General features: G+C 67.1%; 26 protein-coding genes, 1 tRNA gene and 1 pseudogene. 18 read left to right on the forward strand and 10 right to left on the reverse strand.

Annotated features, from left to right (window positions below; translation table 11 throughout):
- Position 1: 1 nt before the first annotated feature.
- From AXA74_RS08350 to AXA74_RS08360, 3 genes and pseudogenes are all read left to right on the forward strand, one after another.
- Positions 2 to 1441 (forward strand): N-acyl-D-amino-acid deacylase family protein, encoded by a 1440-nt coding sequence (locus AXA74_RS08350; RefSeq protein ID WP_032962320.1) that lies wholly within the window; start codon positions 2 to 4, stop codon positions 1439 to 1441.
- A 33-nt stretch (positions 1442 to 1474) separates the two neighbouring features.
- Positions 1475 to 2494, forward strand: a complete 1020-nt coding sequence (locus tag AXA74_RS08355; protein ID WP_029580323.1) for an Lnb N-terminal periplasmic domain-containing protein — start codon at positions 1475 to 1477, stop codon at positions 2492 to 2494.
- A gap of 21 nt (positions 2495 to 2515) precedes the next feature.
- Positions 2516 to 3244, forward strand: a pseudogene (locus AXA74_RS08360) (YoaK family protein); the annotation flags it as partial.
- 38 nt (positions 3245 to 3282) lie between these two features.
- On the opposite strand, the gene AXA74_RS08365 reads toward AXA74_RS08360, so the two are convergent.
- Positions 3283 to 4056 carry an SDR family oxidoreductase gene (locus tag AXA74_RS08365; RefSeq protein ID WP_029580325.1) on the reverse strand — a complete coding sequence of 258 codons (774 nt, stop codon included), beginning with the start codon at positions 4054 to 4056 and terminating at the stop codon, positions 3283 to 3285.
- 146 nt (positions 4057 to 4202) lie between these two features.
- On the opposite strand from AXA74_RS08365, the gene AXA74_RS08370 reads away from it, so the two are divergent.
- The gene (locus AXA74_RS08370; protein WP_032962324.1) at positions 4203 to 4856 is read left to right on the forward strand and encodes a thiopurine S-methyltransferase; all 654 of its coding nucleotides are present in this window, start codon (positions 4203 to 4205) and stop codon (positions 4854 to 4856) included.
- A gap of 18 nt (positions 4857 to 4874) precedes the next feature.
- Here the strand turns inward: AXA74_RS08370 and AXA74_RS08375 are convergent, their stop codons facing one another.
- Positions 4875 to 5621, reverse strand: a complete 747-nt coding sequence (locus AXA74_RS08375) for a phosphatase PAP2 family protein (RefSeq protein WP_032962325.1) — start codon at positions 5619 to 5621, stop codon at positions 4875 to 4877.
- 43 nt (positions 5622 to 5664) lie between these two features.
- On the reverse strand, positions 5665 to 6129 hold the full coding sequence (locus AXA74_RS08380; RefSeq protein WP_029580328.1) for a GNAT family N-acetyltransferase: 465 nt from the start codon (positions 6127 to 6129) through the stop codon (positions 5665 to 5667).
- Positions 6130 to 6238: 109 nt separating this feature from the next.
- Here AXA74_RS08380 and AXA74_RS08385 point away from each other — a divergent pair, with 109 nt between their 5' ends.
- Entirely contained in the window at positions 6239 to 7153 is a 915-nt protein-coding gene (locus tag AXA74_RS08385) for a class A beta-lactamase HBL-1 (protein ID WP_080700357.1), read from the forward strand.
- 4 nt (positions 7154 to 7157) lie between these two features.
- On the opposite strand, the gene AXA74_RS08390 is transcribed toward AXA74_RS08385, so the two are convergent.
- Positions 7158 to 7469, reverse strand: a complete 312-nt coding sequence (locus AXA74_RS08390; protein ID WP_185843214.1) for a hypothetical protein — start codon at positions 7467 to 7469, stop codon at positions 7158 to 7160.
- Positions 7470 to 7595: 126 nt separating this feature from the next.
- On the opposite strand from AXA74_RS08390, the gene AXA74_RS08395 reads away from it, so the two are divergent.
- Positions 7596 to 7841, forward strand: coding sequence for a hypothetical protein (locus AXA74_RS08395; RefSeq protein WP_029580331.1), 246 nt, complete (start codon positions 7596 to 7598; stop codon positions 7839 to 7841).
- 103 nt (positions 7842 to 7944) lie between these two features.
- On the opposite strand, the gene AXA74_RS08400 is transcribed toward AXA74_RS08395, so the two are convergent.
- Positions 7945 to 9381 (reverse strand): aminotransferase-like domain-containing protein, encoded by a 1437-nt coding sequence (locus AXA74_RS08400; protein ID WP_376740417.1) that lies wholly within the window; start codon positions 9379 to 9381, stop codon positions 7945 to 7947.
- A gap of 492 nt (positions 9382 to 9873) precedes the next feature.
- Here AXA74_RS08400 and AXA74_RS08410 point away from each other — a divergent pair.
- The 6 genes from AXA74_RS08410 to AXA74_RS08435 all read left to right on the forward strand — a co-directional run bounded on the left by AXA74_RS08410 (position 9874) and on the right by AXA74_RS08435 (position 13020).
- Positions 9874 to 9950: transfer RNA gene (locus AXA74_RS08410), tRNA-Met, on the forward strand.
- Between the two features lie 111 nt (positions 9951 to 10061).
- Entirely contained in the window at positions 10062 to 10397 is a 336-nt protein-coding gene (locus AXA74_RS08415) for a hypothetical protein (protein ID WP_029580334.1), read from the forward strand.
- A gap of 221 nt (positions 10398 to 10618) precedes the next feature.
- Positions 10619 to 10750 carry an entericidin A/B family lipoprotein gene (locus AXA74_RS08420; protein WP_029580335.1) on the forward strand — a complete coding sequence of 44 codons (132 nt, stop codon included), beginning with the start codon at positions 10619 to 10621 and terminating at the stop codon, positions 10748 to 10750.
- A gap of 84 nt (positions 10751 to 10834) precedes the next feature.
- Positions 10835 to 11263, forward strand: a complete 429-nt coding sequence (locus AXA74_RS08425) for a BPTD_2524 family lipoprotein (RefSeq protein WP_029580336.1) — start codon at positions 10835 to 10837, stop codon at positions 11261 to 11263.
- Between the two features lie 9 nt (positions 11264 to 11272).
- Positions 11273 to 11647, forward strand: coding sequence for a hypothetical protein (locus AXA74_RS08430; protein WP_029580337.1), 375 nt, complete (start codon positions 11273 to 11275; stop codon positions 11645 to 11647).
- A gap of 80 nt (positions 11648 to 11727) precedes the next feature.
- Entirely contained in the window at positions 11728 to 13020 is a 1293-nt protein-coding gene (locus tag AXA74_RS08435; protein WP_029580338.1) for an aspartate carbamoyltransferase, read from the forward strand.
- Between the two features lie 67 nt (positions 13021 to 13087).
- On the opposite strand, the gene AXA74_RS08440 is transcribed toward AXA74_RS08435, so the two are convergent.
- Positions 13088 to 13987 (reverse strand): recombination-associated protein RdgC, encoded by a 900-nt coding sequence (locus AXA74_RS08440; RefSeq protein WP_029580339.1) that lies wholly within the window; start codon positions 13985 to 13987, stop codon positions 13088 to 13090.
- Between the two features lie 151 nt (positions 13988 to 14138).
- Here AXA74_RS08440 and AXA74_RS08445 point away from each other — a divergent pair, with 151 nt between their 5' ends.
- Positions 14139 to 14357: a hypothetical protein gene (locus AXA74_RS08445; RefSeq protein ID WP_029580340.1), complete on the forward strand. Its 219-nt coding sequence runs from the start codon at positions 14139 to 14141 to the stop codon at positions 14355 to 14357.
- Between the two features lie 357 nt (positions 14358 to 14714).
- On the opposite strand, the gene AXA74_RS08450 is transcribed toward AXA74_RS08445, so the two are convergent.
- The 3 genes from AXA74_RS08450 to AXA74_RS08460 all read right to left on the reverse strand — a co-directional run bounded on the left by AXA74_RS08450 (position 14715) and on the right by AXA74_RS08460 (position 18765).
- The gene (locus AXA74_RS08450; protein WP_029580341.1) at positions 14715 to 16391 is read right to left on the reverse strand and encodes an MFS transporter; all 1677 of its coding nucleotides are present in this window, start codon (positions 16389 to 16391) and stop codon (positions 14715 to 14717) included.
- Positions 16392 to 16574: 183 nt separating this feature from the next.
- The gene (locus AXA74_RS08455) at positions 16575 to 17954 is read right to left on the reverse strand and encodes a sensor histidine kinase (RefSeq protein ID WP_029580342.1); all 1380 of its coding nucleotides are present in this window, start codon (positions 17952 to 17954) and stop codon (positions 16575 to 16577) included.
- Positions 17955 to 18069: 115 nt separating this feature from the next.
- On the reverse strand, positions 18070 to 18765 hold the full coding sequence (locus AXA74_RS08460) for a response regulator transcription factor (protein WP_029580343.1): 696 nt from the start codon (positions 18763 to 18765) through the stop codon (positions 18070 to 18072).
- A 328-nt stretch (positions 18766 to 19093) separates the two neighbouring features.
- Here AXA74_RS08460 and recA point away from each other — a divergent pair, with 328 nt between their 5' ends.
- Together recA and recX are read left to right on the forward strand one after the other, a co-directional pair.
- Complete coding sequence (recA, locus tag AXA74_RS08465; protein ID WP_032956477.1) at positions 19094 to 20155, forward strand: recombinase RecA; 1062 nt, start codon at positions 19094 to 19096, stop codon at positions 20153 to 20155.
- A gap of 29 nt (positions 20156 to 20184) precedes the next feature.
- Complete coding sequence (recX, locus tag AXA74_RS08470; protein ID WP_029580345.1) at positions 20185 to 20715, forward strand: recombination regulator RecX; 531 nt, start codon at positions 20185 to 20187, stop codon at positions 20713 to 20715.
- A gap of 7 nt (positions 20716 to 20722) precedes the next feature.
- Here recX and AXA74_RS08475 read toward each other — a convergent pair whose 3' ends face one another.
- Positions 20723 to 21643, reverse strand: coding sequence for a LysR family transcriptional regulator (locus AXA74_RS08475; RefSeq protein WP_029580346.1), 921 nt, complete (start codon positions 21641 to 21643; stop codon positions 20723 to 20725).
- A 133-nt stretch (positions 21644 to 21776) separates the two neighbouring features.
- Between AXA74_RS08475 and metE the strand changes: the two genes are divergently transcribed.
- The 3 genes from metE to sucC all read left to right on the forward strand — a co-directional run bounded on the left by metE (position 21777) and on the right by sucC (position 26040).
- Positions 21777 to 24068, forward strand: a complete 2292-nt coding sequence (gene metE / locus AXA74_RS08480) for a 5-methyltetrahydropteroyltriglutamate--homocysteine S-methyltransferase (protein WP_032979372.1) — start codon at positions 21777 to 21779, stop codon at positions 24066 to 24068.
- A gap of 204 nt (positions 24069 to 24272) precedes the next feature.
- The gene (locus tag AXA74_RS08485; RefSeq protein WP_029580348.1) at positions 24273 to 24869 is read left to right on the forward strand and encodes a DUF2889 domain-containing protein; all 597 of its coding nucleotides are present in this window, start codon (positions 24273 to 24275) and stop codon (positions 24867 to 24869) included.
- Positions 24870 to 24879: 10 nt separating this feature from the next.
- The gene (gene sucC, locus AXA74_RS08490) at positions 24880 to 26040 is read left to right on the forward strand and encodes an ADP-forming succinate--CoA ligase subunit beta (RefSeq protein ID WP_029580349.1); all 1161 of its coding nucleotides are present in this window, start codon (positions 24880 to 24882) and stop codon (positions 26038 to 26040) included.
- Positions 26041 to 26057: the final 17 nt, after the last annotated feature.

Below are 26057 nucleotides of genomic sequence, written 5' to 3' on the forward strand. Positions count from 1 at the left end.
CATGTCCCAAGTCCATGACCTGCTCATCCGCGGCGCCGAGATCATCGATGGCAGCGGCGCGCCGCGCTTTGCGGGCGACCTGGCGGTCGACGGCGAGCGCATCACGCGCCTGGGCGATCTGTCGGGCCACAGCGGGCGCCGCGAAATCGACGCCGCCGGCCGCGTGCTGGCGCCGGGCTTCATCGATGCCCACACGCACGATGACCGCGCCATGCTCTCCGATGGCGACATGGCGCCCAAGGTCAGCCAGGGCGTGACCACCGTCATCGGCGGCAACTGCGGCATTTCGCTGGCGCCGCGCCCGCCGCGCGTGGTGCCGCCGCTGGACCTGCTCGACAGCGACGGGCAGTGGTTCCGCTATGCGCGCTATGCCGACTATATGCAGGCCTTGCGGGACCAGCCGGCGGCCACCAATTGCGCCATGCTGCTGGGCCACATCACGCTGCGCGTGGCGGCGGTCCCCGACCTGGCGCGCGAGGCGCGGCCGGCCGAAATCGCCGCCATGCGCGAGCAGGTGGAGCGGGCGCTGGAGGCCGGGGCCATCGGGGTCTCCACGGGCCTGGCCTATGCGCCTTCGCGGGCGGCCAGCACCGAAGAGATCATCGAGGTGTGCCGGCCGCTGCGCGACCACGGCGGCATCTTCACCACGCATCTGCGCGACGAGGGCGACGCCATCATGGACTGCCTCGAAGAAACCTTCCGCATCGGCCGCGAACTCGATGTCCCCGTGGTGATCTCCCACCACAAGGTGGTGGGCCGGCCCAACTACGGCCGTTCGGCGCAGACGCTGGCGCGCATCGGCGAGCAGATGCGCCGCCAGCCCATCTGCCTGGACTGCTATCCCTACAACGCCTCGTCCACCATCCTGGAGCAGGAGCTGGTCGATGGCGCGGCCCGCGTCATCGTGACCTGGTCCAAGGCCAGTCCCCAGTATGCCGGGCGCGACCTGGACGATGTCGCCCGCGAGATGGGCTGCGCCGTCCCCGAGGCCGTGCGCCGCCTGCAGCCGGCCGGCGCCATCTATTTCCGCATGCACGAAGAAGACGTCGCGCGCATCCTGCGCTTTGACGACACGATGATAGGCTCGGACGGCCTGCCGCACGACGAGATGCCGCATCCCCGTCTCTGGGGCAGCTTTCCGCGCGTGCTGGGCCACTACGCCCGCGGCCTGGGGCTGTTCCCGCTGGAAAAAGCCGTGCACAAGATGACCGGGCTGACGGCGGCGCGCTTCGGCCTGGCCGACCGCGGCGTGCTGCGCGAGGGCGCGTATGCGGATCTGGTGCTGCTGGACGCCCTGCGGGTCGAAGACCGCGCCACCTTTGCCCATCCCGTGGCGCCGTCCGCCGGCATCGACGCCGTCTGGACCAACGGCCGCCCGGTCTGGCAGGACGGCAAAACCACGGGCGAACGGCCGGGCAGGGTGTTGCGCCGCCAGGCATAGAATGTCTCCCATCGGTCAACAGGGAGGCAGGGCGTGTCGCGGAAGTCCATCGCATGGCGGGTGCCGGCCGCGCTGGCCGTTGCGCTTTTCAGCGCCTGGGGCGCGCTGGCCCTGTACTACCAGTTCCCCGGCGGCGCGCCGGGCAAGGCCCTGGCCCTGACGCTCTGGCTGGCCGGCGCGGCGGCCGCGCTCCACGCCCTGGCGGCCCGGCCCGGCTGGCGCCGGCTTGCGGGCGGAGGCTATCTGTTGCTGGCCGTGCTGCTGCTGGCGTGGTGGCATGGCCTGCGGCCCTCCAACGACAGGCAATGGGCCGACGACGTGGCCCGCATGCTGCACGGCAGCCGCGCCGGATCCGTGGTGACGCTGGACAATGTGCGCAACTTCCGATGGCGCGGCGACAACGATTACACCGTGCGCTGGGAAAGCCGCCGCTACGACCTCGACCGGCTGGAGTCGGTGGACATGGTGCTCTCGACCTGGGGCATGCCCGCCATCGCGCATACCCTGGTGTCCTTCGGCTTCTCGGACGGCCAGCGCGTGGTGTTCTCGGTCGAGATCCGCAAGGAGCGCCACGAACAATTCTCCGAGCTTGGCGGCTTCTTCAAGCAGTTCGAGCTCAGCGTGGTGGCCGCCGACGAGCGCGACATCCTCTATGTGCGCACCGCGCTGCGGGGCGAGCAGGTCTCGGTCTATCCCGTCAGCATGCCGCGCCAGGCCATGCGCGACCTGTTTCTGGCCTATGTGGACACCGCCAACGCCCTGCGCGAGCAACCGCGCTTCTACCACACGGTGACGGCCAATTGCACCACGCTGGTCTACGAAATGGTGCGCGCCATCGTGCCCGGCCTGCCGCTGGACTACCGCCTGCTGCTGTCAGGCTATCTGCCCGAATACCTCTACGCCCATGGCGGGCTGGGCCACGACCGCACGCTGGCGCAGCTACGCCGGCAGGCCGATATCACGGCGCGCGCGGCCCAGGCCGGCGACGGGCCGGGTTTTTCCCAGGCCATCCGCCAGCCCTGGAGCCCGTCGGGCGTACAATCCCCGCGTTGATGTCATGGTCTTGGTGGCAACGTGGCGTTTCCCTACCTGCGCGAACTGACGGCGGCGCAGCGCACCCCGAAGGCCAATCGGCAACTGGCCTATTTCCTGACCTTCATCGCCGGCGCGGTCAATGCCGGCGGCTTTCTGGCGGTCGCCCAATACACCTCGCACATGTCCGGCATCGTCTCCGCGATGGCCGATCACCTCGTCCTGGGCAGCGTGATGCTGGCCATGCAGGGCCTGGCGGCGCTGCTGGCCTTTCTGTGCGGCGCGGCGACCTCGGCCTGGCTCATCAATTTCGCCCGGCGCGCCCGGCTGGCCAGCGAATACGCCCTGCCGCTGCTGCTGGAGGCCGGGCTCCTGCTGGTCTTCGGCCTGATGGGCGCCAGCGTCGAGCGGCACCAATGGCTCTACCTGCCCCTGACCGTCACGCTGCTGTGCTACATCATGGGCCTGCAAAACGCCATGATCACCAAGGTGTCGCGGGCCGAGATACGCACCACCCACATCACCGGCATGGTCACCGACATCGGCATCGAACTGGGCAAGCTGTTTTATTGGAACGCCCTGGCCGCCGACGCGCCCAGGGTCACGGCCGACCGCCAGAAGCTGCGCGTGCTGGCCGCCCTGGTGGCGCTATTCTTCCTGGGCGGCGTGGGCGGCGCGCTGGCGTTCGCGCGTGTCGGCTTTTCCGCCACCTTGCCGCTGGCGCTGCTGCTGGTCGTGCTGGCCATCATGCCGGTGATCGACGATTTGCGCCGCCTGGCCCGGCGCCTGGGCCAGCACCAGCGCAGGCTCTAGCCCGTGTATTGCTCGCCGCCGTCCAGGTCGATGACGGTGCCGCTCAGGTATCCCGCGCGCGGCGAGCAGCCGAACACGATCATGTCGGCGATCTCGGCCGGTTCGGTCAGGCGGCCGAAGGGCAGGTCGGTCAGCGTTTCCTGCCAGCGTTCCGGATCGTTCCAGCGCGCCTGGGCGCGCTGCCTGGCCAGCGTCATGACGCGATCGGTGCGCGTGCGCGTGGGGTTGACGCCAAAGACGCGCAAGCCATGCTGGGGGGCCTCGCCGCCCAGCGCGCGCGTAAAGGCGATCAGGCCGGCATTGGCGGTGGCGCCGCAAATATAGTCGGCGCGCGGCGCCACGCCGGCCTTGCCGATGATGTTGGCCACCACGCCGCTGCCGCGCTCGCGCATGGCCGGATAGCAGGCGCGGGTCAGGTTGATGTAGCCATAGACCTTCAGCTCCCAGGCGGCGCGCCAGCGCGCCTCGTCGACCTGCTCCAGCGTGCCGCCCGGAATGGCGCCGGCATTATTGACCAGGATATCGATGTTGCCGGCTTCGCGCGCCAGGGCCTCGGCCGCGCCGGCCTGCGCCAGGTCGCTGGCCAGGAACCCGGCCGCCACGCCGGTCTGGCGCCGGATGTCCTCGGCCGCCTCGGCCAGGGCCGCGCGATCGCGGGCCACCAGGATGGGCAGCGCGCCCTCGCGGGCGAAAGAATGCGCGCAGGCCAGGCCTATGCCCTTGGACGCGCCGGTGATGAGGACACGCTTGCCGCCGAGTTGCAGATCCATCGATGTCTCCGGAAGAGGGGGGTGGCGGCCAGCATATCGCGGCCGCTGCCCGGCGGCGCATGGCAGCCCTGCCGCCAGCACGGTCTTTCGCGTCCTACAATGGGCCGGCCGCCGCTCCTTGGCGGCGCACGACAAGGTGGAGACATATGGAAGCGGATTTCTGGCTGGAACGCTGGCGCGAGGGACAAACGGGATTTCACCAGACCCGGGTCACGCCGCTGCTGCAGAAATACTGGCCCACGCTGGGCCTGCCGAGGGGGGCGCGCGTGCTCGTGCCCCTGGCCGGCAAATCACTGGACATGGTGTGGCTGGCCGAGCAAGGCCATGAGGTGCTGGGCGTGGAACTCTCGCCACTGGCGGTCGAGCAATTCTTCGCCGAGCAGGGCTGGACGCCGCGCCGCTGGGAAAGCGCCTACGGACAGCACTATGCCGCCCAGGGCGTGGAGCTCATCTGCGGCGACATCTTCGGGCTGGACGCGGCCGCCTTGGCCGGCTGCCAGGGCGCCTATGACCGCGCCGCCCTGGTGGCGTTGCCGGCGGCGATGCGGCGCGACTATGTCAAGCATGTCTACGGCCAGCTGCCGGCGGCCTATCGCGGCCTGCTGTTGACGCTGGACTACCCGCAGGCCGAGATGGATGGCCCGCCGTTCTCGCTCGACGAAGCCGAGGTGCTGGCGCTGTATGGCGGACAGGCCCGTCTCATCGACCGGCGCGACATCCTCGCCAAGGACCCCAAGTTCGCCGCGCGCGGCGTGACCCGGCTTGATACGCTGGTGTTCCGCCTCGGCGCCCAGGCCTGAGGCCGCGGCGGTGCCGGATCAGGCCGCGGCCAGGGTCCGCGGCGCCCCCGCCAGCGGCAGGAAACACAGGGCGCCGACCAGGCAGACCAGCGCGGCCGACCAAAGCGTCTGGCTCAGGAAATGGGCGCCCTGCATGATGCGCACGCTGCTGAGCAGGATGCCCAGCACCATGCCCAGCGCCAATCCGCCCCAGCGCAGCGCGGGGCGCTGCATGGCCCAGCCCAGGAAATACAGCAGGCCGGCCGAATAGCCCGCCGCGGCATGATGGCTGGGCAGGGCGCCGCCGGCCGGCATGCCGCCCACGGCGAACCAGTGCGTGGGCATGGGCAGGTCGCCCCCGAACAGCGCCAGCCGGTAGGGCCGGGGCAGGGCGGTGATGTTCTTGAGCGCGGCGATCAGCAGCGGCACGGCGGCCATGGCGGCCAGCAACAGCGCGCAAGGCAGGACCCAGGGCCGCAGGGCCGGGCGGAAGGCCGCCACCGCCAGGGCGATCAAGGCCAGCGCCGCGATGCCGATCGGCAGGCCCAGGATGGCCTTGTGGCCGAGCAATTCCAGCGAGGGCAGGGTGCGCAGCGGGAAGCCGCGGCTGGCCGCGTCATAGAAGCGGCGGGCCAGCGCCATATCCAGGCCGCTGCGCTGGGCGAGGAAGGCGGCCGCGGCGAACAGGCCCGGCAGGGCGAAGACGTAGATAGCGGCGTAGGCGAAGGGGTCAATCGGAAGTCGGTGGCGCTGCATGGCAAAACCCGGCGGAGAAACGAGGGGCATGCTAGCCATGCGGGCATCGAAAAAACGTCAAATCGAGGGGCTGTCATTTCCCTGACGGGGACGTGTTGGCCAGCACGTAGCGCAGAAATCCGCTATGAGGCGTGTATTTGTCGTACAAGCCCCGCGCCCGGTAGTTGTTCTCGCGCGTATTCCAGTAAAGGCGCGACCAGTTGTTTTCTTTCATCCGGGCGACCAGCCAGTCCAGCATCTGGCCTCCCACCCCTGCGGCGCGGACCGCGGGATCGACGAAGAGGTCCTGCAGATAGCAGACCGGGGTGAGGGTATTGGTGTTCTCGTGCAGGATGTAATGCGCCAGCCCGATGGGCCGGCCCGAAGCGTCGCAGGCCACCACCCCGTGCACGGGCGAGTCCGGCGCCAGCAGGCGCCTCCAAGTATGGGCGGCCTGGACCGGGTCGGGCCCGCGCTCATAGAAGCGGTTATAGCCCTCCCAGAGTTCGAGCCAGCGGGCGTGGTCGTCGGCTTGCAGGGCGCGGATAGGCACGGACATGGATGGTCTCCTGGATGTCCGGCCATGCTCGCCGCTAGGCGTGCTGGCGTCAACTTGATTCGCAGTACCATGGCGTTTTGCGCGCGGCGGTTTGCCTGGAGGTTGGACGATGGACAGAAGAACGTTTGGCGCGGGTGTGCTGGCCTGGCTGGGCGCTTCGGCGGCGGGGCTGCCCGCCCTGGCCGGAGTGCGCGACAGCCTGCCCGCGGCCAGTGACGACGCGCAGCGCCAGCTGGCGCGCCTGGAGGCGCGCGAGGGCGGGCGCCTGGGCGTGAGCCTGCTCGATGTGCAAAGCGGCTACGCCATCGCCTACCGGGCCGATGAGCGCTTCGCCCTGTGCAGCACCTTCAAGCTTCTTGCCGTCGGCGCCGTGCTCACCCGCGTGGCCCGCGGCGAGGATGACCTGTCCCGGCCGATGCGCCTGAGCGCGGCCGACATCGTGGACTATTCACCGGTGACCCAGCAGCGGCTCAACGAGGGCATGACGCTGGGCCAGCTGTGCGAGGCGGCCCTGCTGTGGGGCGACAACACGGCGGCCAACCTCTTGCTGTCCACCATCGGCGGGCCGCCGGGCGTCACGGCCTATGCCCGCGCCCTGGGCGATGGCGCGACCCGGCTGGACCGTCTCGAGACCGCCTTGAACGAAGCCCGGCCCGGCGACGAGCGCGACACCACCACGCCGGCGGCCATGCTGGGCAACCTGAGGCAGCTGGTGCTGGGCGATGCCCTGCCGGCGCCCGAGCGCGAGCGCCTGCGCGACTGGCTGATGCAATGCCGCACGGGGCAGCAGCGGCTGCGCGCCGGCCTGCCCGCCGGCTGGTCCCTCGGCCATCGCACCGGCGCTGGCGGCCATGGCACCTGCAATGACATCGGCGTGGCCTGGCCCACGCCCACCACGCCGGTGGTGATCTCCGTCTATCTGACCGAATCGCCGCTGGATCTGCCCGGACGCGAACGGGTGCTGGCCGAGGCCGCGCGCATCCTGGCGCACGCCCTGGCGTCCGCCCGCCTGCACGCCGGCTGAAGCTTCAGCCGCCCTTGGCCGGGCTGGGCGCCGGCTTGTCCTCGCAGCTGAAAGTGACCACGGCTTCCTTGGGCATGAGGCCGGTCGCGTGGTTGGAGCTGACTTCCGGCCGCGCGTAGCGCCGGTTCATGCCAGCGCAATAGTCCTCGGCCTGCTGGCGCGCCTGGTTCTTGATTTCCACCCAGGTCATGGCTTTGGCGCCGGCGTTGTAGCGGATCTGGTAGCGATCCTTGTCCACACGCTTGATTTCGCTGCTCACGCCACAAGCCGTGAGCAGGACGAGCAGGCAAAGCGGCAGGGCAAGACGAAGATGCATGTCGGTTTCCGGAACAAGGCTGCAATGGCGGTATTTTATGCCAGCGTGGCGCGGTCCCGGCGCGGGGCGCCGTGCTAGCATCCGGCCCATCGTCCGCGCTCGCGGTGTTCTACACAGAGGTTTGCCATGGATATTCAGGAACAGATCGCCGTCATCGTGCACACGGTATCGCACCAGGGCGGGCGCATCGACGCGCTGAACGCCACGCTGGCGGCCACCCTGCACTTGGTCAAGGAGTCTCCCGGCCTGAAAGAGGCCATCGAGGCCCAGCTCGAGAAGCATTATTCGACGCTGCTGGCGCGCTCGGAAAACCCGCAATACATGGCGGGCTTCGAGAGCGTGCGCGACATGGTGCAGGCGGCCCTGAAGTAAGCCGCCGCTGCCCGGGTTATCCACTGCTTTTGTGGATAAGTCTTGGGATAGCTGCCCGATAAATCGGCATTTCCCTTATGCGACAAAGGCTTGTGTCGCCGGGTCATTTCTGGAGCGAGGCCACGATCCCGGCCAGGCGGCGGATGGCCTGCTCGATGCGGCCCGGATCCGGCTCGGCGCAGGACAGGCGCAGGTAATGGTCATAACGGCCGGAGTTGGAGAACATCGCCCCCGGCGCCACCCGTATCCCCGCGCTCAAGGCGGCCTCGAACACCGCCATGCCGGACACGCCGCCCGGCAATTCCACCCATAGCAGCATGCCGCCCGGGGGCAGGCTCAGGCGCGTGCCGGCAGGGAACTCGCGCGCGATGGCGTCGGCGACTTGCTGGCGCTGCTGCGTGAGCTGGCGGCGCAGGCGGGCCAGGTGGCGGTCGAAGGCCTTGGTGGCCATATAGGTCGCGGCGGCCAATTGCCCGGCGGCTTCGTTGGGCCGGCTCTGCGCGAACTTGAACATATCGACGCGGGCATGCCGGCGCCCGCCCATGATCCAGCCCAGGCGCATGCCCGGCGCCAGCGTCTTGTGCAGCGACGAGCAATAGATGACGTCGCCGGCCTGGTCCCAATGCTTGATGGCCCGCCGCGGTCCGCCATCGGCCAGCGCGCCATAGGTGTCGTCTTCGATCAGCGCGATGCCGTGCGCCACGCAAACTTCGAGCAGGCGCTGCTTGTCCTCGTCCGGCATGATGCAGCCCAGCGGGTTCTGCAGGTTCGGCACCACCACCACGGCGCGGATGCCAGGCTGGGTGCGCAAGGCCAGTTCCAGCGCATCGACCGACAGTCCGCGCTGCGGGCTGGTCGGGATCTCCAGCGCCCGCAGTCCCAGGCTTTCGAGGATCTGCAGGAGGCCGAAATAGGTCGGGGACTCCACGGCAATGGTGTCGCCGGGCTGCGACACCGCGCGCAAAGCCAGGTTGAGCGCCTCGATGCAGCCATGGGTGACCACGATATCCTGCGCCGTGCCGCGGATGCCGCAATCCAGCGCCCGGCGCGCCAGCACGGTACGCAATTCCAGGGCGCCCTGCGGCGGCGCGCGGCTGGTGAGCAGCGCCGGGTTCATGCGCAGCACGCGGCTCATGGCCTGCCGCAAGGCATGCTGCGGATAGGCCGAGGGCTCGGCCGCGGCCAGTGCGAAATTGGTCGACAGCGCATGCTGCTCGCAACGCGCCACAAAGTTCGACACGCGGTCATGGATGCCGACATAGCGGGCCGGGTCGGCCGGGGCCCGCATATCGGGTTCCGTGGCCGGCGCCAGCCGTGGCGCGGCGGCGCGGCGCACGAAATAGCCCGAGCGGGGGCGGGCCTCGACCAGGCCGTCATCTTCCAGCCGCCGGCAGACCTGCAAGGCCGTGCTCAGGCTGACGTGGTGGGTGCGCACCATGGCGCGCACCGAAGGCATGCGCGCGGCCGGCGGCAGCGCGCCGGATTGGATGGCGTCGCGGTAATACTGGGCAAGGCGTTGGTACAGCGGCTGGGCGTGCATGGGTTTCATGATGCCGCGCGAAAGAAGGATGGGACAGGCACAGAGCAGCGGTAAAACCACCATAACAGAAAGCCGGGCAGCGAGCTGTTATGGAACAGATAAGGTTTGCGTGTGCCTGTTGTGCGCGCGCCAGGCTGCGTAGTCTGGAGGCATCAGCGACACGGAGTCCACGACATGCCAGCCTCATCCCTTTTGTCCCTGCCTGGCGGCGGGTGCCACAGCCTCTATGCCCGCTCGGGCGACCATGTCGTCTGCCTGGAGGGCCGGATCGCGGTCGGCGAGGCGCGCGCCAGCGGCCTCGATCCATGCCATCGCGTCGAGTCGGCGCTCTACGCCGGCGAGGCGTATTGTTTCCATGAAGCCGGCGTCGTCACGCTCAGCGCCGCGCGCGACAGCCGCCTGGTTTATTTGCATGCGCAACCGGTTTGGCGCGAGCGCATGGCGCGCGCCGTGCAGCGCATTTCAAAATGGTGTATGATTCGTTTCATCAGACGCGGGGTGGAGCAGTCTGGCAGCTCGTCGGGCTCATAACCCGAAGGTCGTAGGTTCAAATCCTGCCCCCGCAACCAATTGAGAGCCCTGATTTCTTACGGAATCAGGGCTTTTGCATTTGGATCGCCGCCATCGCCCCGCTTGCGCTACCATGCACGGACAACCAGCACACAAGGGAGAACAACAGGATGGGAACGGCGAAGTACGATCATCCCGGTTTTGTCGCGGACACCGGCGTGCAGGGCAAATTCGTCATCGGCGTCTGGTGTCCGCACGGCTATCCCGCGCATATCCATATCGGGCGCTTCAAGCCCGGTGCGGCCGCCGAGCCCAATCTGCGGCTGCGCATCCCCGACGGCGTTTTCCAATCGATCTCCGATGACATGGAAAACCTCTGCCGCCGCGCATTGGGCCAGGCCATCGCCGACCGCCTGCTGGTGGACGCCGAAGGCGGCTACCAGGAGACGCGCTTTCGTATCGACGCGGTGCCATGGACCGGGCCTTTGCAGGCGCTGGCGGCCTGAGCGCGGTTGTGCACCGCCGCGGTGGATAAGTCTTGGGACAGCTGCCGCGCAATATCAAAAAGCGCTTTCCGCATAAGGGTTTGGAGGCCTTGCTCAATATTTGGGCAAGGCCTCCAGGCCCTGCGCGACAAGCACCGAAGGCTGAGGTATTCTGGCTGCGCCTGGAGCCGTCGGCATCCAGTGTTGCGACCTGCTGTCCTTATCAAAGACTAGGAGATCCCATGAAACAGAAAGCCCTCATGATCATCGTGCTGGCGCTGGCCGCGGTTTCCGCCGGCTGCAATACGGTTGCCGGTGCCGGCAAGGACATTGAGCGTGGCGGCGAAGCCATCCAGGGAGCAGCCAAAAAGTAAGCCCGGCCCGCGGCAAGGCTGGGGCCTTGCCGCGGGCTGTTGCATAATCGGGCCTTCGATGGTTTTGTGACAGAGGGCAGTCTCATGCGCCTATGGATGGGTTTGGCGGCGGTCGCCGTCGTGTTGAGCGGTTGCGCGAGCAAGGGCTTGCTGGAGCCGGACGCCAAGGGGATCACGCAGAGCTTTGTCGTGGACGCGGACCCGATGGCCGCCCTGCGGCGCGCCAGCGAATATGTGCGCGTCTGTCACGAGGCGCGCGCCCATCCCTATGGGGCGGTCTACGTCGGCAAGCGCTCCGTCGGCGAACGCGGCCTGCCCAACGAGATCCTGGTGCACAAGGAAACCGAGTCCGCCAAAATCCTGGAGCGCATCCATACCCAGGCCGCTGAGCGCGCCAACCAGGCCCAGGTCGAGGTCACGGTGCTGGGCGAGGGCATCTGGGACCAGGCCGAAATCGCGGCGGCCAGGCAGTCCATCACCTCCGCCACGCCGGCCTGCCGCGCGCTTCAATAAGGCCGGCCCATGCCCGATATGGCCGTAAGCGGCGTCTTCCTGTTGCTCGCCTCGGCCCTGCGCTGGGCGGGCTGGCTCAATGGCATCGCCTCCCTGATGCTGATGGCGTTTTCCCTGGGCATGGTGGGCGGCGATGTGGCGCCGCCCGATCTGTCCTGGCCGTTGGCCTGTTTTCTTGCCGGCGTCGCCGCCGCGGCCCTGGCCTTTGTGCTCATGGCGCTGGCCCGGGCCCTGGCGCCCGGCAGGCGGCCCTGGCTCTTCTGGCCCGTCCTGCTTCTGGCGCTGGCCAGCTACGGAGGGAGCGTGGCCGGCTTCGGCGCCGGGTGCTGGCTCACCCTCGGGGATACCGGCGACACCGGCGACACCCAGTACACCCGCAGCTGAGCGCGGGCAAAAAGCCGCTTTACGTGGGGACTTCTCTGGAATAATATGCGCAATGCGTATATTTACAGGGGGCGCCCGCCATGTCCATCTCCCAGCAAGCTTTTCTGCGCGACGCCATGCGCCGCCTCAACCTGACGCGCGACGTCTTTGCCGCGCGCATCGGCGTAAAGCGCCGGGCCCTTGATACCTGGCTGCTGCCGGAGGGCTCGCAGGAGTTCCGCGCCATGCCGGAGGTGGTCGAGCGCTTCGTGAGCGAAATCGTGCAGAATCGCGACTTGCTCGAAAAATATACGCAAAGCGTACAGGGCGGCCCCTTGCGGGACCGCATCGCGCTCAACGGCAAACATCAGCTGATTTCGGTGGACCAGTTCACGCGCGAATCCGTTGAAGACCTGTTTCGCGTCGCCGACATGATGCAGCCCATTGCCCGCCGCCAGAAAGTCTCGCGCGTGCTCGAGGGGGCGGTGCTGGGCAATCTGTTCTTCGAGGCCAGCACCCGCACCCGCGTCAGCTTCGGCGCCGCCTTCTGCCGCCTGGGCGGCTCGGTCTGCGACACCACCGGCTTTACCTTTTCTTCCATGGCCAAGGGCGAATCGATCTACGACACCAGCCGCGTGATGAGCGGCTATGTCGACGCCATGGTGATCCGCCATCCGGACAAGGGATCGGTGGCCGAATTCGCGGCGGCGACCAATATCCCGGTCGTCAACGGCGGCGACGGCCCCGGCGAACATCCCAGCCAGGCCTTGCTGGACCTCTACACCATCCTCACCGAGTTCTCGCGCCTGGGCAAGCTGCTCGATGGGGCCCACATCGCGATGGTGGGCGATCTCAAGTACGGCCGTACCGTGCATTCGCTCATCAAGCTGCTGTCGCTCTACAAAGGCTTGCGCTTCACCCTGATCGCGCCGCCCGGCCTGGAGATGCCCGACTATGTGCTGGAGCAGGCGGCCCGCAACGACAATGTGATCGAACAGAAGACCTCGCTGGCCGAACTGGCCGGCGCCGATGTGATCTACGCCACCCGCGTGCAGAAAGAGCGCTTCGCCAACGAGGAATCGAGCGAGGGCTATACGGCCGAATTCCAGGTCAACCGCGCCATCGTCGACACCTACTGCGGTCCGGACACCATCGTCATGCACCCGCTGCCGCGCGACAGCCGGCCCGGCGCCAATGACCTGAGCGTGGATCTCAATGATGATCCGCGCCTGGCCATCTTCCGCCAGACCGACAACGGCATTCCCGTGCGCATGGCGATTTTTGCGGTGCTGCTGGGCGTCGAGGGCCTGGTGCAGCATTCGATGCGCGACGTCACCTGGCGCCATCCCTCGCATGTGGGGCCGGACGACTCGTCCTTCCACGGCCTGGATTGAGCCCCGCAAAACAAGACCGCCCCGAGGGGCGGTCTTGTTTCTGCGGAAGGCGCGCTGCCGCGAGCGCTCAGTCGCGCTTTTCGCCGCCCAGGGCCTCGACCAGTTCGGCGAGCATTTTCGCCAGTTCGCCGGTCATGAGCGCCATGTCCGAATCGAACTTCTCGTCGTCATTGAAGGCCACGCTGTCGGGGTTTTCCTTCAGCACGTCCAGCGGCGCCACGCGCTTGATGTCCATGGACTCGGTCAGCACGAAGGACACCCGGTCGGCCCAGGTCATGGCCAGGCGCGTGCACTGCTTGCCGGACTGGATGTGGCGGCGCACGTCGTCGGCGTCGATGCTGTGCTTGACGTAGCGGATGGCCGCGCGGCTTTCGCCGGAGGCGCGCAATTCAGTGTCCTGGTCGATGGAGAAATTGGCCGGCGCCTCATCGGCGGCCAGCCAGCCGGTCATGGCCGCGGCCGGCGACTGGGCCACGTAGAGGTTTTCCAGCGGCAGGGGATCCACGGTCTTGACCAGCATGCCGATGACCTCGTCGGCCTTGGCCGAGGCGGCGGCGTCAATGACCAGCCAGTGATTGACCGTATCGATCCACACGCGCGTATCGCGATAGATGCTGAAGGCGCGCGGCAGGAGCTCGTCGGTGACGCGCTCCTTGATTTCTTTCATCTGCTTGCGGCCGGGCTTGTAGCCTTGCTGCTCTTCGATCTCCTGGGCACGGGCGCGGGCCACCTGGTTGACGACCGTGGTCGGCAGCAGCTTCTTCTCGGCCCGCAGCGACAGCAGGATCTGGCCGTTGACGCTGTGCGCCAGGCTGGCATTCTCGCGCGGCGAGATCCAACCCAGGCTTTGCATTTCGAGGTTGTTGCCGCTTTGATAGGCGTGCCGCGCAAGGCTTTCTTCAAGCTGCTCGCCGGTCAACGTCCAGGGGGCGGACAGTCGGTAGATCTTGAGATTCTTGAACCACATGGCGTCGGGCAAAAGCGTAGATTCTATACGAGCAGCAAGCTCCATGGCGCTTGCCGGCCGGATTGTTTGACATGACACGCTCTGTCACTGACAGGCCGCGGGGCATGGGGTAAGGTCCCGTCCATCGTCAACAGCAGAAAGGGGATAGGCGATGAAACCTGCCACCATCGTGGGTGTGATCCTGATAGTCCTGGGCGCGGCCGGCCTGATCTACAAAGGCTTCAACTACAAATCGGAGGAAACCGTGCTGCAGGTCGGCTCGGTCAAGGCCACCGCCGAGACCGAGAAGTCGGTCGCCATCCCGACCTGGGCCGGCGTGGCGGCCATCGTCGTCGGCGTGCTGGCGGTCGGTGTCGGCATGCGCCGCTGAACCCGCGGGGCGCTGTCGCCAAAGGAGGCCGGCTCAGCCGGCCTTCTGTTTTTTCCGGCGCGGAAAAAAAGGCGGCCCGGCAAGCGCCGGGCCGATACGGGGCACACGATACCGCGTCAAAAAAGGCTCGCGGGGAACGCGGCATCGGTGTCAGAGCACTACCCTGCAACCCACGTCCAGGGGATCGTTTGTCCGTGGGTACAGCGCAAGGCCGTAATCTGAGCGACCAGTCTACTGTTGTGGTCTGACAACATCCTGAAAACCCGGGATCCCGGGGCCGAAAAAAAAAAGCTCCACGAGGGAGCTTTTGAAGGGCCGGACTGGCGCAGCGGTCCAATCCGGCGGGGGAACGGTGCGTCAGGCGTTGATGTCGTTGTCCTTGGTTTCGCGCACGAACAGCGTGCCGATCACCAGGGTCATGACCGCGATGATGATGGGGTACCACAGGCCGTCGTAGATATTGCCGGTGGCGGCGACCACGGCAAAGGCGACGGGGGGCAGGAAGCCGCCGAACCAGCCGTTGCCGATGTGGTACGGCAGGCTCATCGAGGTGTAGCGGATGCGGGTCGGGAACATCTCCACCAGCATGGCGGCGATAGGACCGTACACCATGGTCACGTAGATCACCAGGATGGTCAGCAGCAGCACGACCATGACGTTGTTGGTCTGGGCCGGATCCGCCTTGGCCGGGTAGCCGTGGGCGCGGATGGCGGTGGTCAGGGCCTTGTCCAGTTCCGCGACCTTGGCCTTGAATTCGGCCGCCGGCAACGACTTGCCGTCGAAGGAGGCGAACTCGTCATTGCCAATCTTGACCTTGGCCACCGAGCCGGCCGGCGCCGTCTGGTTCTGGTAGTTCACCGAGTTGCGCGCCATGAAGGACTTGACCACGTCGCAGGAGCTGGTGAACGAGGCCGTGCCGACCGGGTTGAACTGGAAGGAGCAGGTGGCCGGGTCGGCGATCACGGTGACCGGAGCCGAGGCCTGGGCCTGGGCCAGGGCCGGGTTGGCGTAGGCGGTGATGGCCTTGAAGATCGGGAAGTAGGTCAGGGCGGCGATCAGGCAGCCGGCCATGATGATGGGCTTGCGGCCGATCTTGTCGGACAGCGAACCGAAGATCACGAAGAAGGGCGTGCCGATCAGCAGCGCGATCGCGATCATGATGTTGGCGGTGTTGGCGTCGACCTTCAGCGTCTGCGTCAGGAAGAACAGGGAGTAGAACTGGCCCGTGTACCACACCACGGCCTGGCCGGCGGTCAGGCCCAGCAGCGCCAGGATCACGACCTTGAGGTTGCGCCATTGGCCGAACGATTCAGCGATCGGGGCCTTGGAGCCCTTGCCTTCTTCCTTCATGCGCTGGAAGGTCGGCGATTCGTTGAGCTGCATCCGGATCCAGACGGAGATGCCCAGCAGCACCACGGAGATCAGGAAGGGAATGCGCCAGCCCCATTCCTTGAAAGCGTCCTCGCCCATGTAGTTGCGCACGCCCAGGATCACCAGCAGCGACAGGAACAGGCCCAGGGTGGCCGTCGTCTGGATCCAGCTGGTGTAGAAGCCGCGGCGGCCATGCGGCGCGTGTTCGGCCACGTAGGTGGCCGCGCCGCCGTACTCGCCGCCCAGGGCCAGGCCTTGCAGCAGGCGCAGGATGATCAGGATGGCGGGAGCGGCGATGCCGATGGAGGCATAGCTGGGCAGGATACCGACCAGGAAGGTCGACAGGCCCATGATGACGATGGTGACGAGGAAGGTGTATTTGCGGCCCACCAGGTCGCCCAGGCGGCCGAACACCAGGGCGCCGAAGGGGCGCACGGCGAAGCCGGCGGCAAAGGCCAGCAGGGCGAAAATAAAGCCGGCCGTCGGGTTCACGCCCGAGAAAAAGTGTTGCGCAATGATTGCAGCGAGCGAGCCGTATAGATAGAAGTCATACCACTCGAAAACGGTACCCAGCGACGAGGCGAAAATCACCTTGCGCTCGTCCTTTGACATTGGGCGGGGCTCCGCCTGCGGGCCGCGGCCCGGTAACGTCGTTGTGCTCATGAAGTCTCCTCGTTATTGGCCGGTGGTCCTCCACCGTGCTCCGTACCCTCGGCCGTCGCGGCGTTGAGCTTGTCCGACAAGGTAAGGAGCAAGACTGACGAGGTTCTGACGTAACCCTTACCTGAATCTTAATTATGTAACTATTTGAAACCTCTCCTTGGGAGCTTGCGGGCATTCCCTAGGTCAGGCTTCGGACTCCAGGAGGGGCAGGGCGTTGTACGGCTCGAACATCACGGCGATGCGTGTGCCCGGCAGGTCGGAGTGCTCGCTGGGATGGCCCTCGATGCGCACATCGGCGCGGTGCTTCTGCGCGATCTCGCGCACGATGGCCAGGCCCAGGCCGCTGCCGTCGGCCACTGTGCCCAGCACACGGTAGAAGCGGTCGAACACGCGCTCGCGCTCCTCGGGCGGAATGCCGGGCCCGGAGTCCTCGACCTCCAGCACGGCCTGGCCTGCGGCCTGGCGCACGCGCACTGTGATGTGCCCGCCGCGCGGGGTATAGCGCAAGGCATTGTCGACCAGATTGTTGATCAGCTCACCCAGCAGAATCGGGTTGCCCAGGATTTCCACCGGCCGGTCGCAGCCTTCAAACCCCAGGTCCGTCTTCATGGACAGCGCCTGCGGCACCCAGTGCATGGTCTGCTCCGAGGCGATGGCGTTGAGGTCGACGCGCGACATGCCCGCGGCGTCCGGCGTCTCGGCCCGGGCCAGCAGCAGCAATTGGTTGACCAGGCGTGTGGCCCGGTCCGACCCGGTCACCAGCTGCCTCAGGCTGGATTGCATTTCGTCGGGACTGGCATCGCGCAAGGCCAGCTCGGCCTGCGTGCGCAGGCCGGCCAGCGGCGTTTTCAGCTGATGGGCGGCGTCGGCCACGAAACGGCGCTGGGCCTCGACGTTGGAGGACAGGCGGTCCAGCAGGTCGTTCATGGCCGCCACCAGCGGCGCGATCTCCGACGGCGCGGCGTGCTCGTCGATGGGCGACAGGTCGTCGGGACGGCGGGCGCGCAGGCGCTGTTGCAAGGCATTGAGCGGAGCGACCCCGCGCGACAGCCCGAACCAGACCAGCAGCACCGCCACCGGCAGGACCACGAACTGCGGAATGATCACGCCCTTGATGATGTCGTTGGCCAGCTGGGCGCGTTTCTCGCCGGTCTCGGCCACGATGAGCAGAGGAGGCTGGGTGCCCGGCAGGCCCAGGTCCACCCAGGTGTAGGCCAGCCGGATGTCGAAGCCACGCAGGTTGTCATCGGCATACAGCACATGGCCGGGCCGCGGCTGGCCGGCCAAGGGCGGCAGGGGCAGGGCGCGGTCGCCGCCGAGGTATTCGCCCCGGCTGCCCAGGGCCAGCCAGAAGACGCTGTCGGTCTCATCGGCGCGCAGCACTTCGCGCGCCGCGTCGCTCATGTGCAGCACGGCGCGGCCATCCTCGGCCTGCACCTGGCGCGTGAGCACATGCAGATTATTGGCCAGCGCCCGGTCGTAGGGAGCGTTGGCGATGTTCTGCGCCACCACATAGGTGATGGCCACGCTCATTGGCCACAGCAGGAACAGCGGCGCGAGCATCCAGTCCAGGATCTCGCCCAGCAGCGATCGTTGCGGCGGGGCGAAGCTGGGGCCCTTGGCCCCGCCGCGCAGCGCCTCGACCGCTTCGTGGTTGACCGCTTCGGATGCCGCCGGATCAGCTGGCGAGGGGGTAGGCCGCGGCACCCTGATCACGTTCCAGGCAATAACCCAGGCCGCGCACGGTGATGATCTTGACGCCGCTGGGCTCAAGCTTCTTGCGCAGGCGGTGGACGTAGACTTCGATGGCGTTGGTGCTGACTTCCTCGCCCCATTCGCAGAGATGGTCGACCAGCTGGGTCTTGCTCACCATGCGGCCGCTGCGCGCCAGCAGGATTTCGAGCAGGCTGACCTCGCGGGCCGAAAGATCCAGGGTCTGGTCGTCCACGGTGGCCACCCGTCCGGTCTGGTCGAAGACCAGGCGGCCATGGCGGATCACGGTGGCGCCGCCGCCGGCGCCGCGGCGGGTGAGCGCGCGCACGCGGGCCTCGAGCTCGGACAGCGCAAACGGCTTGGCCATGTAATCGTCGGCGCCCAGGTCCAGGCCCTTGACGCGCTGCTCGACGCTGTCGGCCGCGGTCAGGATGAGCACCGGCAGCAGCGAATTGCGCGCCCGCAGGCGGCGCAGCACCTCCAGGCCGGTCAGCTGGGGCAGGCCGAGGTCCAGGATGAGCAGGTCGAAAGGCTGGGCGGCCAGGGCCGAGTCGGCGGCCAGTCCGTCGCGCACGGCGTCCACGGCATAGCCATTGTGTCGCAGGGAACGCGACAGCCCATCGGCGAGGATGCTGTCGTCTTCGGCAATCAGGATGCGCATGCGGTACGGCGGTGGTAGGCCGGCGGGCGCCGGCGGGATTGCCGGGCGGGCGGTTCGGCCTGGCGCAGGCAGGCAATGGCCGCGCCTGCCGGTTGTCGCGCCGCCTCCCGGTGCGGGCCATTCTGTCACAGGCCGCGGCCCTTGCCCACTCAGGGAATACGTGGAAAACCTGTACATACTGTTTGTTTATCCAGTATACTCCGATGCCATAATCCGCGTTCGCACATCCAATCGGGGTTCGCGCAGGCCGCGCCCGCGCCGGTTGGCACGATAGACCCGCTCGACCCGTTTGGCCGGCTCCTGTCCGGCCACGCATATAGGACTCTCCATGGACGACAAAACCAGCAAGGCCGCATCGGAAAAAGCCAAGGCCCTGGCCGCCGCGCTCTCCCAGATCGAAAAACAGTTCGGCAAGGGCTCGATCATGCGCTACGGCGACAATGAGGTCGAGCACGACATCCAGGTCGTTTCCACCGGGTCGCTGGGGCTGGACATCGCGCTGGGCGTCGGCGGCCTGCCGCGCGGCCGCGTGGTCGAGATCTACGGTCCCGAATCCTCGGGCAAGACCACGCTGACGCTGCAGGTCATCGCCGAGATGCAAAAGATCGGCGGCACCTGCGCCTTCGTCGACGCCGAGCATGCGCTGGACGTCCAGTACGCCTCCAAGCTGGGCGTCAACCTGGGCGATCTGCTGATCTCCCAGCCCGACACCGGCGAGCAGGCCCTGGAGATCACCGATGCCCTGGTGCGTTCCGGCTCGGTCGACCTCATCGTCATCGACTCGGTGGCCGCCCTGGTGCCCAAGGCCGAAATCGAAGGCGAGATGGGCGACGCGCTGCCCGGCCTGCAGGCCCGCCTGATGAGCCAGGCGCTGCGCAAGCTGACCGCCACCATCAAGCGCACCAACTGCATGGTGATCTTCATCAACCAGATCCGCATGAAGATCGGCGTGATGTTCGGCAATCCGGAGACCACCACCGGCGGCAATGCGCTCAAGTTCTATTCCTCCGTGCGCCTGGATATCCGCCGCATCGGGTCCATCAAGAAGGGCGACGAGGTCGTGGGCAACGAAACCCGCGTCAAGGTCGTCAAGAACAAGGTGGCGCCGCCGTTCAAGCAGGCCGAGTTCGACATCATGTATGGCGCGGGCATCTCGCGCGAGGGCGAGATCATCGACCTCGGCGTGGCCGCCAACGTGGTCGAAAAATCCGGCGCCTGGTACAGCTATAACGGCAACCGCATCGGCCAGGGCAAGGACAATGTGCGCGAGTACCTCAAGGAGCACCCCGCCATGGCCATCGAGATCGAAAACAAGATCCGCGAAAACCAAGGCATCGTCAGCCGCGCCGCCGAGTTCGCGCCCACCGCCGAAGAAAGCGCCGAAGACTGAGCGGGCCCGCCCGTTCTTGCCAGCCGCCCATGGTTTCGCGTCCCTCCGGCACCCGGCGCCCGCGGCACGAGGATGACTTCGAAACGCTGGCCACGCCGGCCGATGCGCCGCGCCCCGCAGGCCCCAGCCTGAAGGCGCGCGCAGTCGGCTATCTGTCGCGTCGCGAGCACTCGCGCGCCGAACTGGCGCGCAAGCTGCGGCCGCATGCCGAAAGCGCCGAGGAAATCGAAGCGGTGCTCGATGCCCTGCAGCAAGAGGGCTGGCAGTCCAACGCCCGCTTTGCGCAAAGCCTGGTGCATCGGCGCGCGCCGCGCCAAGGCACGGCGCGCATCGTCCAGGAGCTCAGGCAAAGCGGGGTCGAGGATGCCGACATCGCCGATCTGCGCGACGCCCTGCGCGCCACCGAATACGAGCGGGCCCTGGAGGTATGGCGCCGCCGCTACGGAGAAAAACCCCAGGATCGCACCGCCTATGCCAAGCAGGCGCGCTTTCTGGCCTCCCGCGGCTTTGCCCACGAGGTCATCCGCCGCCTCCTGGGCGAGGGCGGCAACGAGGACTGAGCCCGGTTCAGTGCTTGGCGCGCTTGATTCCCGCCAGCGTCTTGAAGCTGACGTCGCGGGCTATCGTCAGAAACTCATCAATATACGAGGCGCCGCGGTCCTCGCCGCGCACGGTGGCGTACAAGGTCCGCCAGACGCCTTGGGGCCCCAGGTGCAGCAGCTTGAGCGGCGCATGTTCCACATACTCCGCCACCGCCCAGTTGGGCAGGGCGGCCACGCCGCGGTTGCTGTTGACCAGCTGCACGATCATGGGCGTAAGCTCGGCGCGCCGCAGCGCCGCGGGCTCGACATCGGCCGGGTCCAGAAAGGCCGTGAAGACATCCAGGCGCTGGCGGTCCACCGGATAGGTGATCAGCGTCTGGTCGGCCAGTTGTTCCGGCATCACATGACGCAGGCTGGCCAGCGGGTTGTTCTGCGAGACGGCCAGCACCAGCTCGTAGCGAAATAGCGGCAGGTAGTCGACGGCCTCCAGCGGCTGGGGGTCGGAGGTGATCACCAGGTCCAGGTCGCCGCGCACCAGCGCCGGCAGCGGCGCGAAAGAAAACGCCGCCGACAGGTCCAGCGCCACATCGGGCCACTGCGCGCGAAAGGCATCCAGCGCCGGCATCAGCCACTGAAAGCAGGAATGGCAGTCGATGGCCAGATGCAGCCGGCCGGTGCGCCCGGCCGCCAGGCGCAGCAATTCCCGTTCGGTGGCGCGCAGCCGCGGCAGCACCTCATCGGCCAGCGCCAGCACCCGCAGCCCGGCCGTGGTGAGCCGGGCCGGGCGCGTGCGCCGGTTCAACAGCGGCGTGCCCAGGCGGGTTTCGAGGTCGCGCAACTGATGCGATAGCGCCGACTGCGTCAGGTGCAGGCGCTCGGCGGCTTCCTGCAGGCTGCCGCCATCCCGGATGGCGGAGAGGGTCTCAAGATGGCGGATTTCAAGCATGGCGAGTGGCCAAAAACCTTAGTTTATGAAAATCTCTCAAGTTATGCATGTAGAGATTGATTTTGACTCAGCTTGCTTTGCACGCAGAATAGCGGCCTGACTTGAGATTCTTTTGTCTTGACCGGATATTCATATGACTATTATTCATAATCTGGGTTTTCCGCGCATCGGTGCCCAACGCGAACTGAAGCGCGCTGTCGAAGCCTATTGGGCCGGCAAGCAAACCGCCGAGGAACTGCTGGCGACCGGCCAGCAGCTGCGCGCCACGCACTGGCGGCGCCAGGCCGCCAACGGCCTGCGCTTCGTGCCGGTGGGCGACTTCGCCTGGTACGACCACATCCTTGAATGGACCACGCTGCTGGGCGCGGTGCCGGCCCGCTTCGGCCAGCCCGAGTCCGAGCCCGTGAGCCTGGACACCCTGTTCCGCATGGGGCGCGGCCGCGCGCCCAGCGGCAAGCCGGCCGCCGCCTGCGAAATGACCAAGTGGTTCGACACCAACTACCACTACATCGTCCCGGAGCTGGTGCCCGGGCAAACCTATCGCATCGCCCGCGAATACCTGTTTGACCAGGTCAAGGAAGCCCAGGCCCTGGGCCACGCCGTCAAGCCGGTCATCCCCGGTCCGTTGACCTGGCTCTATCTCGGCAAGGGCGATGCCTTCCAGCAAGGCCCGGCCGACGCCGGCAAACTGGCACTGCTGGCCAATCTGCTGCCCGTCTACCAGGAGGTCTTCAAGCGCCTGGCCGCGCTGGGCGTGGAATGGGTGCAGGTCGACGAGCCCATCCTGGTGCTGGACCTGCCGCAAGCCTGGCGCGACGCCTTCCGCGACGCCTACGCCCAACTGGCCGATAGCCCCGTCAAGCTGCTGCTGGCCAGCTATTTCGATGGCCTGAAGGACAATCTGTCGACCGCCGCCGCGCTGCCCGTGGCTGGCCTGCACGTGGACCTGGTGCGCGCCCCGGAACAGCTGGCCGATGTGGTCAAGGCCCTGGGCGCCGACCAGGTCCTGTCGGCGGGCGTGATCAACGGCCGCAATATCTGGCGCACCGACCTGGACGAGGCGCTCAAGGTGCTCGAACCCATCGCCCGGCAACTGGGCGACCGCCTGTGGCTGGCGCCGTCGTGCTCGCTGTTGCACGTGCCGGTGGACCTGGCCGCCGAGACCGAGCTGGATGCCGAACTCAAGAGCTGGCTGTCCTTTGCCGCCCAGAAACTCGAAGAACTGAGCTTGCTGGGCCGCGCCCTGGACGGCGATGACTCGGTCCGCGCCGGCCTGGCGGCCCAGCGCGCCGCGCTGGCCGCCCGCCGCGCCTCGCCGCGCATCCACAACCCTGCCGTGGCCCGCCGCATGGCCGGCGCCGCCGAGGTCTCGCGCGACCGCGCGCCCTTTGCCGAGCGCATCAGCCGGCAGCAGGCGCACCTGAAGCTGCCGGCCTTCCCGACCACGACCATCGGCTCCTTCCCGCAGACCGCCGAGATCCGCGCTCTGCGCCGTGACTGGAAGGCCGGCGCCCTGAGCGACTCGGCCTATGAAACCTCCATCCGCAAGGAGATCGAGGAAGTCATCCGCTTCCAGGAGAAGGTCGGCCTGGACGTGCTGGTGCACGGCGAACCCGAGCGCAATGACATGGTGGAGTACTTCGGCGAGCTGCTGGCCGGCTTCGCCTTCACCAAGAACGGCTGGGTGCAGAGCTACGGCTCGCGCTGCGTCAAGCCGCCCATCATCTTCGGCGACGTGGCGCGTCCCGCGCCGATGACCGTGGGCTGGTCCTCCTACGCCCAGTCCCTGACCGACAAACCGGTCAAGGGCATGCTGACCGGCCCGGTAACGATCCTGCAGTGGTCCTTCGTGCGCGATGACCAGCCGCGCGAGGCGACCTGCCGCCAGCTGGCCCTGGCCCTGCGCGACGAGGTCGTCGACCTGGAGAAGGCCGGCGTCAAGGTCATCCAGATCGACGAGCCGGCCATCCGCGAGGGCCTGCCGCTGCGCCGCGCCGATTGGCAGCACTACCTGGACTGGGCGGTGGATTGTTTCCGCCTGAGCACGGCCGGCGTGGCCGACGACACCCAGATCCACACCCATATGTGCTACTCGGAGTTCAACGACATCATCGAATCCATCGCCGCGATGGACGCCGACGTGATCACCATCGAGACCTCGCGCTCCAATATGGAGCTGCTCAAGGCCTTCGAGGACTTCCGCTACCCCAACGACATCGGCCCGGGCGTCTATGACATCCACTCTCCCAACGTGCCCGATGTGGACTGGATGGTCGGCCTGATGGAAAAAGCCGCCAAGAGCCTGCCCAAGGAGCGCCTGTGGGTCAATCCGGACTGCGGCCTGAAGACCCGCGCCTGGCCTGAGACCGAAGCCGCGCTGATCGGCATGGTCCAGGCGGCCCGCAACCTGCGCCAGGCCGGCTGACCGGCGGCTGCCGCCGCCCGCCCGCGCCGTTCCCCCGGCGCGGGTTTTTGCTGTCCGCGGCCCGGCAAGCCGGGCGGGCCCCGCGCCGGGCACGGGGATCGGTTCCTTTTTTGCACTGCGAAACCTTGCCGCGTCATCCGGAACGGCTGCGTTATACTTTGATGGTTTTGCTGCCTTGCGCCAAAGTCGCCCGCAGGCCTTCCTATGCCTCTGCCACCGCCCGATGTTCCTCGTCAGCCCCTGCATACGCGTTCCATACGCGTGCAATGCTATGGGCGCGAAGACGGCCTGTTCGACCTCGATGCCGAGCTCATCGATGTGAAGGCCTACGATTTCCCCAGACGCGATGGCGAAATCTTCAAGGCCGGCGATCCCATCCATCACATGCATCTGCGCCTGACCATCGACGAGGAGTACAACGTCGTCGCGGCCCGGGCCGCCTATGACGCGGCGCCCTATGGGGCGTCCTGTATGGCGATCGATCAGGCGTATGGCGGCCTGGTTGGCTTGAATCTGCTCAAAGGGTTCCGTAACCGGGTCAAGGAGCGTTTCGGGCGTGTGGCGGGCTGTACGCACATGACCGAGCTGTCCCAGGTCCTGCCCACGGCCGCCGTGCAGATGATGGCCAATCGCCGGCGCGAAACCGTCAACGAGGGTCAGCGTCCCTTCCAGCTGGATGGCTGTCATGCATTGCGCACCGACGGGCCCGTCGTGCTTGAGCACTATCCCCGGTGGTACACGGGGGCGCCAGACACGGCCGACGCGACATCCGAGTCATCTTCTTTTTCTCATTCGTCCTGACAGGTAACACATGAAAATCCACGAGTATCAAGGCAAGGAACTGCTGAAGAAATTTGGCGTGCCCGTGCCGCGCGGTATTCCCGCTTTTTCCGTAGATGAGGCCGTCGCGGCTGCCGAGAAGCTGGGCGGCCCGGTCTGGGTCGTCAAAGCGCAGATCCACGCGGGTGGCCGTGGCAAGGGCGGCGGCGTCAAGCTCGCCCGCTCGCTGGACGAAGTCCGTCAACTGGCCTCGCAGATCCTGGGCATGCAGCTGGTCACGCACCAGACCGGCCCGCAAGGCCAGAAGGTCAACCGTCTGTACATCGAAGACGGCGCCGACATCCAGAAGGAATACTACGTGTCGCTGGTCACCGACCGCGCCACGCAGAAGGTGGCCCTGATCGCGTCGAGCGAAGGCGGCATGGACATCGAAGAGGTGGCTCATTCCTCGCCCGAGAAGATCATCACCGAATACATCGACCCGATCGCCGGCCTGACCGACGCCCAGGCCAAGAAGGTGGCTGACGCCATCGGCCTGCCGGCCGACTCGACCGCCCAGGCCGTCGATGTCTTCAAGAAGCTGTACCAGTGCTACATGGACACGGACGCTTCGCTGGTCGAAATCAACCCCCTGAACCGCGACAGCAAGGGCAACATCATCGCCCTGGACGCCAAGTTCAACTTCGACTCCAACGCCCTGTTCCGTCATCCGGAAATCGTCGCCTACCGCGACCTGGACGAAGAAGACCCCGCTGAAATCGAAGCCTCCAAGTTCGACCTGGCCTACATCCAGCTCGACGGCAATATCGGCTGCCTGGTCAACGGCGCCGGCCTGGCCATGGCCACGATGGACACCATCAAGCTGTTTGGCGGCGAACCGGCCAACTTCCTGGACGTCGGCGGCGGCGCCACGGCCGAGAAGGTCACCGAAGCCTTCAAGATCATGCTCAAGAACAAGGGCGTGAAGGCCATTCTGGTCAACATCTTCGGCGGCATCATGCGCTGCGACGTGATCGCCGAAGGCGTGATCACCGCCTGCCGCGCCGTCAACCTCAGCGTGCCGCTGGTCGTGCGCATGAAGGGCACCAACGAAGAGCTCGGCAAGAAGATGCTTGCCGAATCCGGCCTGCCCATCATCAGCGCCGACACGATGGCCGAAGCCGCGACCAAGGTCGTCGCCGCTGCCAAGTAAAAAATTGCCAAGGATTC

It is taken from the genome of Bordetella hinzii LMG 13501, from assembly GCF_001548475.1.
GTDB lineage: Bacteria > Pseudomonadota > Gammaproteobacteria > Burkholderiales > Burkholderiaceae_B > Bordetella > Bordetella hinzii.

Excerpts from the sequence above, each read along its gene's own strand:
- AXA74_RS08435 (WP_029580338.1), top strand. The coding sequence starts at position 11,728 with ATGTCCATCTCCCAGCAAGCTTTTCTGCGCGACGCCATGCGCCGCCTC.
- AXA74_RS08375 (WP_032962325.1), bottom strand. The coding sequence starts at position 5,621 with ATGCCCCTCGTTTCTCCGCCGGGTTTTGCCATGCAGCGCCACCGACTT.
- AXA74_RS08440 (WP_029580339.1), bottom strand. The coding sequence starts at position 13,987 with ATGTGGTTCAAGAATCTCAAGATCTACCGACTGTCCGCCCCCTGGACG.
- AXA74_RS08485 (WP_029580348.1), top strand. The coding sequence starts at position 24,273 with ATGCCTCTGCCACCGCCCGATGTTCCTCGTCAGCCCCTGCATACGCGT.
- AXA74_RS08475 (WP_029580346.1), bottom strand. The coding sequence starts at position 21,643 with ATGCTTGAAATCCGCCATCTTGAGACCCTCTCCGCCATCCGGGATGGC.
- AXA74_RS08425 (WP_029580336.1), top strand. The coding sequence starts at position 10,835 with ATGCGCCTATGGATGGGTTTGGCGGCGGTCGCCGTCGTGTTGAGCGGT.
- AXA74_RS08455 (WP_029580342.1), bottom strand. The coding sequence starts at position 17,954 with ATGCTCGCGCCGCTGTTCCTGCTGTGGCCAATGAGCGTGGCCATCACC.
- AXA74_RS08385 (WP_080700357.1), top strand. The coding sequence starts at position 6,239 with ATGGACAGAAGAACGTTTGGCGCGGGTGTGCTGGCCTGGCTGGGCGCT.
- AXA74_RS08380 (WP_029580328.1), bottom strand. The coding sequence starts at position 6,129 with ATGTCCGTGCCTATCCGCGCCCTGCAAGCCGACGACCACGCCCGCTGG.
- AXA74_RS08430 (WP_029580337.1), top strand. The coding sequence starts at position 11,273 with ATGCCCGATATGGCCGTAAGCGGCGTCTTCCTGTTGCTCGCCTCGGCC.
- AXA74_RS08365 (WP_029580325.1), bottom strand. The coding sequence starts at position 4,056 with ATGGATCTGCAACTCGGCGGCAAGCGTGTCCTCATCACCGGCGCGTCC.
- recX (WP_029580345.1), top strand. The coding sequence starts at position 20,185 with ATGGTTTCGCGTCCCTCCGGCACCCGGCGCCCGCGGCACGAGGATGAC.
- AXA74_RS08370 (WP_032962324.1), top strand. The coding sequence starts at position 4,203 with ATGGAAGCGGATTTCTGGCTGGAACGCTGGCGCGAGGGACAAACGGGA.
- AXA74_RS08445 (WP_029580340.1), top strand. The coding sequence starts at position 14,139 with ATGAAACCTGCCACCATCGTGGGTGTGATCCTGATAGTCCTGGGCGCG.
- AXA74_RS08350 (WP_032962320.1), top strand. The coding sequence starts at position 2 with ATGTCCCAAGTCCATGACCTGCTCATCCGCGGCGCCGAGATCATCGAT.
- AXA74_RS08390 (WP_185843214.1), bottom strand. The coding sequence starts at position 7,469 with ATGCATCTTCGTCTTGCCCTGCCGCTTTGCCTGCTCGTCCTGCTCACG.
- AXA74_RS08400 (WP_376740417.1), bottom strand. The coding sequence starts at position 9,381 with ATGCACGCCCAGCCGCTGTACCAACGCCTTGCCCAGTATTACCGCGAC.
- metE (WP_032979372.1), top strand. The coding sequence starts at position 21,777 with ATGACTATTATTCATAATCTGGGTTTTCCGCGCATCGGTGCCCAACGC.
- recA (WP_032956477.1), top strand. The coding sequence starts at position 19,094 with ATGGACGACAAAACCAGCAAGGCCGCATCGGAAAAAGCCAAGGCCCTG.
- sucC (WP_029580349.1), top strand. The coding sequence starts at position 24,880 with ATGAAAATCCACGAGTATCAAGGCAAGGAACTGCTGAAGAAATTTGGC.
- AXA74_RS08415 (WP_029580334.1), top strand. The coding sequence starts at position 10,062 with ATGGGAACGGCGAAGTACGATCATCCCGGTTTTGTCGCGGACACCGGC.
- AXA74_RS08395 (WP_029580331.1), top strand. The coding sequence starts at position 7,596 with ATGGATATTCAGGAACAGATCGCCGTCATCGTGCACACGGTATCGCAC.
- AXA74_RS08450 (WP_029580341.1), bottom strand. The coding sequence starts at position 16,391 with ATGAGCACAACGACGTTACCGGGCCGCGGCCCGCAGGCGGAGCCCCGC.
- AXA74_RS08460 (WP_029580343.1), bottom strand. The coding sequence starts at position 18,765 with ATGCGCATCCTGATTGCCGAAGACGACAGCATCCTCGCCGATGGGCTG.
- AXA74_RS08420 (WP_029580335.1), top strand. The coding sequence starts at position 10,619 with ATGAAACAGAAAGCCCTCATGATCATCGTGCTGGCGCTGGCCGCGGTT.